Genomic DNA, 7,064 nt, shown 5'->3' with positions numbered 1-7,064 from the left:
ACCGCGTCTTCGAAGGCCACGACGCCATCATCGACGCCGCCTGCGAGGCTTGGCAGGAGCTCATCGCCCAACCCGAAACAATCACATCAATCGGAATGCGAGACTGGGCTCACGTCGGTCGAGCTTCATGACCCATGGTATAAGACCTCTCCGCGGCGGTCGAGAAGCTCGGCTTAGCCCTGAGGAAGGCGCCGACGCCAATCATAGACTTGCCAGCGCGTCACGCCGTGCATTGCGGGCGATCGCCCACCGATATCCCCGGCATCAGGCTCTCGGCCGCAATCCGGGCTTTCTCGGCCACTGAATGAGCGACGCCCCGTCGGGCCTTCCAGAACCTACAGCCGGCCGCCGTAGCCACTGGTCGAGACATCCAAATGGACGTCCATTTTGCCGTCTGCTCCCACACGAATTCTCTGTCTCCCTGTCGCAGGTTTCTTGCCACATTCACCTCATGCGCCGCACGAGGGGAACGGCGTAGCGCTCACAACATTTCAATAACTTCACAGAATCTTTGCACACGCAGATCGCCAACAATGGTACTTTCCCTGCATAGCGTAACACCGTCAGCGCGTAACACGGTCAGGGCCAAGAAAACTGTGCCGATCTACGCAGGGATGCAGCCAGCACGCAACGTGGAGTGAACAGCCAATGGAGAAAAGAGCGCTTATCCTGATAGAAGGTGCAAGTAATATGCGGTTGTACGTCCAAGCGGCCTCGCGACTTGGTCTTCATCCAATTATCCTGTCAGCTGATCCAGCTCAGTACGACTATCTTGCGGCGGAAGGCAATGAGACAATCCGTGTTGATACAAACAATCTCGATGCGCTGATCGCCGAATGTTCCCGGCTGCGTGCGACCTATGATATTGCTGGCATTACGTCCGCCATGGAGGCGACCTATGCGACAGTTGGCAAGCTCTGTCGCCATTTCGATTTACCGGGACCGAACCCAGTATCTATTGAACGATGTTGCAACAAATTCGTTCAACGTGAGCTCCTTGCGGGGGCCGGCGTTCCAGTGCCCTCTTATCGCTTGGCAGCGGATGCGACGGAGGTTGAAAGCTCTGCCGCGGAGATCGGACTGCCGGTGATTGTTAAGCCAGCGGTCGGCATTGCCAGTATGGGTGTCCGATTGTGCTACAACGCCGACGAGTTGGCCGAACATACCACCTATCTGTTGGGCGGCAAGCACATATGGCGGTCTTCGCCGAGGATACTCGTCGAAGATTTCGCACAAGGATGGCGGTCTTCGTCGAATATACTCGTCGAAGAATTTGCAGAAGGCCCGCAATATACTGCTCAAATAATGGGAAATGAGGTCATGGGGATTGAAGCTGCAGACCTTAACCCGCCACCACATTTCGTCTTTCGCCAGTGGACCTTTCCGGCCCTGCTGACTGACAACCAGCGTGAGCGCATCGCAGATGTTTCGCAAAACTGTTTGCGAGCTCTCGGCCTTGGCTGGGGGCCAACGAACATTGAACTCCGGTGGACAAAGCGTGGCCCAGTTGTCATTGAAGTCAATCCGCGTATGCCAGGTTGGCCTGATCCTCACCTGATTCAGCTGGCTTACGGTGTCGATCTCGTCACCGAGCACATTAAGCTTGTCATCGGCGACGAATGGGATTTGCGAAGAAGGCATTCGCAGATTGCGGCTGCGCGAAGCTTGGTTCCAGATCGCGATGGCACCCTCGATTGGATCGAGGGCGGCGGTCGGGCGGCTGCCGTGCCAGGTGTTACCGAGGTCAAATTGTATGTTGAACCCAATACCCCAATAGTCAGGAAAGGCGACTATCGGGACTGTCTCGGGTATGTCATCGCCGTTTCGCGCAGCCTTCCTGAGACCGAAGTCGCCCTTCAGCGTGCCGTCGACTTAATCGATTGGTCGATAATACCCTTCCAAGCAAAGGAATAAGTATCGCCCTGGTAGAGAGAGAGAGACGGTAAAAGCAGCGCTTGATTGTAGGGGGGCAAGGACTGACCTAATGATCTATGAACTCCGGCATTACGTACCGATCGAAGGAATGAAGGACAAAATGCGAGAGCGGTTTGCTCGCGATAGCCTGCCGCTTTTCAAGAAGACGGGAATTAAACTCCTCGATTTTTGGGAAACCTCGGACACAGGAGAGATTTGGTATGTCGTCGAGTGGCCAAGTGAGGAAGCAGCCCAAAAGGGTTGGGACGATTTCGTTCAAACTCCCGAGTGGAAGGAGATCGCGGCACGCACCGAGCGGGACGGCCCGCTCTCGACGAGTCGAGGGATTGTGTTGAAGCGGCCACCTTTCGTCAGGGCTGAGTGGCTCACTCCGATCAACCTGACAGAAGACTAGCCCACCTTATTCATAACGCCTTTAGGTTTGTTTGACACTGAACGGCGAACAGGTCACCGCGGCTGTGTCTGGACTTGTGAACGCGCTGGGGATTTGAAGCTGGACAGTTCGATTTACCGCGGTATGAACGGCAAGGTGGACAAACGGACACGGTTGGCCGAAAATCTAACACTATGACAAGGCTTTCGCCCCTTGCCTGGGGGGATGGCTGATTGATTTCAGCGTTGCGTCGCTCGGGTGGAGGGGAGGGTGTGGCCTTGCCACAGATCGAAGCGAAATCCGCTTACGCCGCGGAGTGAGCCGTCTTGAGTACATAAAAAGCATCGTTGATCACAAATCCGTCGAGACCTGTGGCCCGGGCATAGGTCAGCAAGTTGCTTGCACGATTGATGAAGCCGGTGCCATTGATGTTCAGCGATGTGTTGCAAAGAACGCCGACTTCGCTTTTTCCTTGAACCAGGTAAGCAGTTGAAACAGGTGCGGGTTCTGCTCGCGAAACTGTCTGGACCGCGCCGTGCCGTCAACATGCGTGACAGCCTCCAACCGACTATCGAGAACCTCCTGGAAAAGAAGCATGTAGGGCGACGGCGTGCCAAATCGAAGTGGAGGATCGTATCGCATGAAGTGGTGTAGCTGACGGCGTTGGTCGCCGCGCTCTCCGGCAGGAAGCCGGGCTGATTAGCGCGCCACGGCTGGCAGGCTGATGAGCGGGTCATCGCTCACTGGCTGATGGTTTCCAGTGTCATGTAGCGCGCCCGCTGCACGGCCCATTCATCATTCTGTTCAAGCAGCAACGCGCCGACGAGATGGACAATGGCATCGTCATTGGGGAAGATGCCGACGACGTCGGTTCGGCGCTTGATCTCGCCGTTGAGACGTTCGATCGGGTTGATGCTGTGCAGCTTGACGCGGTGCTCTTTCGGGAACGTCATGTACGCGAGCACGTCGTGCTCGGCCTCGATCTATGATGGTGGCGAGCTTCGGCACCTTTGGGCCGGATCTGGTCGGCCACGGCGCGCCATTGCCCGCTTGCGGCCTCGGCCGTCTCCTGGGCAAACGCGGTGGCGATGAAGGCGGAGACGACAGGGCGGCCGCTCTTGCCGGCATGGGCCAGCACGTTCCTCATGAAGTGGATGCGGCAGCGCTGCCAGGTGGCGCACAGCACCTTCGAGACCGCCGCCTTGATGCCCTCATGGGCGTCGGAGACGACAAGCTTGACGCCGCGCAGGCCACGCCGAGTCAGCTTGCGCAGGAACTCCGTCCAGATCGGCTCGGCCTCCGAGGTGCCGATCTCCATGCCCAGCACCTCGCGCCGGCCGTCACTGTTGACGCCGACAGCGATGATGACGGCGACCGACACGATGCGTCCGCCGCGGCGCACCTTGAGATAGGTGGCATCGATCCACAGGTACGGCCAGTCGCCCTCGATGGGCCGCTCCAGGAACGCCTTCACCTTGCCGTCAATCTCTTCGCACAGCCGGCTCACCTGGCTCTTGGAGACGCCGCTCATCCCCATCGCCTTGACCAGGTCGTCGACCGAACGGGTCGAGATGCCTTGAATATAGGCCTCCTGGATGACGGCGGTCAGCGCCTTCTCGGCCATGCGGCGCGGTTCGAGGAAACCGGGAAAATAGGAACCCTTCCTGAGCTTGGGGATGCGCAGCTCGACGGTGCCGGCCTGCGGCTCCCAGTCTCTGTCGCGGTAGCCGTTGCGCTGAGCCATGCGCAGCGGGTTCTTCTCGCATAGCCGGCGCCGGTGGCGGCGCCCACCTCCGGCTCCATCAGCCGCTCGCCGGCAAAGCCGATCATCTCGCGCAAGATATCGGCGTCGGGGTCTTCTCCACGAGCGTGAGCAGGTTCATCATGTCGTCGGTCATCGATGGTTCCTTCGAATCAGGTTGGTGTCAGCAACCCGACCCTACCGGGAACGTCGATGACCGCCGCTACGCCGCTCGCTCGCTTCAGCGCTGTTGAGGCCGCGCTAGCGAGCGGCTTCGTCACCGCCGAGTTACACCACTTAGCGGGGCACGACCAAGTGGAGTGCTGAATCCTTTTCCAGGCAAACTGGAGCGATCGGCCGGAAACCCTCCCGATTTTTGATGCGATTTAACTGCTCATGGGTCGCCTTGGAAAAAGGCGCCGCGAGAATTGACCTATTGCCGGGCGCCCGTGGCCCGATTTCGCAATTCCCTTGTACCCAGCCGATCACTTTGACATCGAGTATAACGCCTAGGTCACTTGGCCTTAGTCGAGTGGGTGAACCTTGAGCCCGGTGCGGTCAATTTCATCAAGTGTGAAAGGGTGGCCTGAATAGACGTTCCAATTGATCTTCGCATTACCGGTGAAATACCCCATAGCATCGACTGCGGTCCCGATTGCGGAGCCTGGCTCGTTTGCGGATGGAGGAATGAAAACATCAGAAAGAGGTTTTGTTTCGAGCCATCTGCGGTTCCACTCACAGTTCAATCCGCACCCGCCGGAAATCAGCAGCGGGTAACCCTTTGTCAGGCTCTTCTTTGCGAAAGTGTGGGACGAATCAAAGATGGCGTCCAAAAAACGCCGTGCAAGGTTGGTGAAGCTCTGATGGGTAACGCCAATGTTGTAGTAGAGAGAATTCCGCAGATCCTCATTGTACAGCGGGTGTACACCGCTTCAAAGCAGGGCTATGGGCGGCAATCTCATCCGACGAAACGCTCATCCCTGAATTTCAAAACGGACTCTTGGCTTAGCGCCTGCCCGTAGGCGCAAAGCGCCATTACTTTACCAGGGTCTTCTAAGCGCAACTGTCCTCGGGGAAACGTGAATTTCGGATCGGCTAGACTAGTAACGTTCCACAGAGATTGTGACTCCTTGACGGGATAGGCTTTGTGGAGTTCTTTGCAAGCCTTCTCGGTGGTGAACATTCACTGGATCTGAGCGCCTTCGGCGTTGCGCCGCAGCTGCCAAGCGGCGACCTCGGCGAGGATTGTTTCCTTGTCGTCGATGCGGCGGTCGAGGCATTGGCTGCGCAGGACGCCGATTTCGATTTCCACCAAATTTAGCCACCTGGCGTGTTTCGGGGTGTGGTGGAACTGAAGCCGCTTGAGCACCCGGCGAGCCTCCGGTGCGGGGAAGGCGTCGTAAAGCGCCCCAGTTGAATGGGTGGAGAGGTTGTCCATCGGGATAGTCGACGTCGACCAGCTCGCGCATGCACTCAGCGAAGTCTTAGTTGGTGCGCTGGTCGGTGACCTTCACCCGGCGGCAGGGACGGTGGGCGTCGAGGAAGACGAACAGATTGACGGTGCCGTTGGGGACTGTCAGGAATTCCGTGTGCGAGCGGGCGGTTGAACATTACGCCGCCATGGCCTTGATGAAGCGCTCGCCGAAGATGACGGCGAACTGAGCCTTGGCCATGGTCCACTCACGTGGGGCATTTTCCACTCTTTCTCGGATCGGTTCAAGATCAGGTAGAGCGACTTGGTTGCCGCATCGTCGCTGGGAAAGTGGCCCCTGGCCCTGACAGCCCGCCTGAGCTTCGAGTTCAACGCCTCTATTGAGTTCGTGGTGTAAATGATCCGACGGACGTCGTCAGGGAACGCGAAGAATGGAATGACCTCGCCCCAGGCACGCCGCCAGCTCTGGCCGATGGCGGGATAGCGCTGCCCCCAGGGCCCGGCCTCGAACGCCGCCAGCGCCTTTCGGCGGCATCGGCATTGACGGCGCGGTAGATTTCCTTGAGTGCGCTGGAGAGGCTCTTGCGGTCTTTCCAGGACACGAAGTCCATGGAGTTGCGCAGCAGATGGACGATGCACGTCTGGACGATCGCTTCCGGGAACACAGCGGTGATCGCGTCCGGGAAGCCTTTCAGGCCATCGACGACGGCCAGAAGGATATCCTCCGTGCCGCGGTTCTTGAGTTCGTTCATCACCCGCAGCCAGAACTTGGCGCCTTCATTCTGCTCGAGCCACAGGCCCAGCACCTCCTTTGCACCATCGGCGCGCACGCCCAGTGCGATGTGGATGGCCTTGTTGCGGACCATCCCTTCATCGCGGATCTTGACCCGGATCGCATCGAAGAAGACCAGCGGGTAAATCGGATCGAGCGGCCGCTGCTGCCAGGTGGCGACTTCGTCGAGCACGGCGTCCGTCACCGTTGAGATCAGGTCCGCTGAGACTTCGATGCCGTACAGATCGCGCAGGTGCCCGGTGATCTCCCGGGTGCTCATGCCGCGCGCGTACATCGATACGATCTTGTCATCAAAGCCAGGAAAACGGCGCTGGTACTTGGCGATCAGCTGCGGATCGAAACTCGACTGGCGGTCGCGCGGAACATCGATCTCCAGCTTGCCGGTCTCGGTCGTCACCGTCTTGCGGCCATAGCCGTTACGCGTATTGCCAGCGTCGTCGCCGCTCGCCAGATGGTGGTCCATCTCCGCGTTCAGCGCGCGCTCTGTCAGAGCCTTCTTGAGCGTATCCAGCAGGCCGCCCTGTTCGAAGGCAGCACTGGCTGCGCCTCCTGCCAGGAGCTGGTCGAGAAGGTCATTCGGCATTGCAGGTTCTTTGCGTCGGGTCATAGTGGGAATCCTTTTTACCCATTATGCCCGCCCGCACACGGAATTCCTGACAGTCCCGTGCCGTTTGTCAAGCGAAGTGAGGATTTGACCCCTTTGGCGAAGTGAGGAACTGACCCCCTTCACTGGTTTGCTGTTTCGTTGGGTTCAAGCGTCGGTCCGGTCTTCTGCAGAAGGCCGGACCGA

The 7,064-nt window shown here is 58.6% G+C and carries 6 protein-coding genes and 3 pseudogenes; 2 read left to right on the top strand and 7 right to left on the bottom strand.

Annotated elements, in window-relative coordinates:
- Positions 1–648: 648 nt before the first annotated feature.
- Both OHD62_RS35390 and OHD62_RS35385 read left to right on the top strand, forming a co-directional pair.
- Entirely contained in the window at positions 649–1,914 is a 1,266-nt protein-coding gene (locus tag OHD62_RS35390) for an ATP-grasp domain-containing protein (protein ID WP_263792382.1), read from the top strand.
- Positions 1,915–1,984: 70 nt separating this feature from the next.
- On the top strand, positions 1,985–2,329 hold the full coding sequence (locus OHD62_RS35385; RefSeq protein ID WP_263792381.1) for an NIPSNAP family protein: 345 nt from the start codon (positions 1,985–1,987) through the stop codon (positions 2,327–2,329).
- Positions 2,330–2,612: 283 nt separating this feature from the next.
- Here the strand turns inward: OHD62_RS35385 and OHD62_RS35970 are convergent, their stop codons facing one another.
- The 7 genes and pseudogenes from OHD62_RS35970 to OHD62_RS35370 form a co-directional block, all read right to left on the bottom strand.
- Positions 2,613–2,789, bottom strand: a complete 177-nt coding sequence (locus OHD62_RS35970) for a carbamoyltransferase C-terminal domain-containing protein (protein WP_412177476.1) — start codon at positions 2,787–2,789, stop codon at positions 2,613–2,615.
- Positions 2,741–2,905 carry a hypothetical protein gene (locus OHD62_RS35965; RefSeq protein WP_412177474.1) on the bottom strand — a complete coding sequence of 55 codons (165 nt, stop codon included), beginning with the start codon at positions 2,903–2,905 and terminating at the stop codon, positions 2,741–2,743. Before OHD62_RS35965 ends, OHD62_RS35970 begins: the two co-directional genes overlap by 49 nt.
- Before the next feature lie 102 nt (positions 2,906–3,007).
- A pseudogene (locus tag OHD62_RS35380) lies at positions 3,008–4,206 on the bottom strand (IS256 family transposase).
- 140 nt (positions 4,207–4,346) lie between these two features.
- Positions 4,347–4,538 (bottom strand): carbamoyltransferase C-terminal domain-containing protein, encoded by a 192-nt coding sequence (locus OHD62_RS35960; protein ID WP_412177473.1) that lies wholly within the window; start codon positions 4,536–4,538, stop codon positions 4,347–4,349.
- 35 nt (positions 4,539–4,573) lie between these two features.
- Positions 4,574–4,795 carry a carbamoyltransferase N-terminal domain-containing protein gene (locus tag OHD62_RS35955; protein ID WP_412177475.1) on the bottom strand — a complete coding sequence of 74 codons (222 nt, stop codon included), beginning with the start codon at positions 4,793–4,795 and terminating at the stop codon, positions 4,574–4,576.
- A gap of 371 nt (positions 4,796–5,166) precedes the next feature.
- A pseudogene (locus OHD62_RS35375) lies at positions 5,167–5,617 on the bottom strand (transposase); the annotation flags it as partial.
- Between the two features lie 42 nt (positions 5,618–5,659).
- A pseudogene (locus tag OHD62_RS35370) lies at positions 5,660–6,881 on the bottom strand (IS256 family transposase).
- Positions 6,882–7,064: the final 183 nt, after the last annotated feature.

It is taken from the genome of Mesorhizobium sp. YC-39, from assembly GCF_025753795.1.
Taxonomy (GTDB): domain Bacteria; phylum Pseudomonadota; class Alphaproteobacteria; order Rhizobiales; family Rhizobiaceae; genus Mesorhizobium.
Note: the sequence above shows the minus strand (reverse complement) of the source record. Positions and strands in the feature narration are given on the sequence as shown.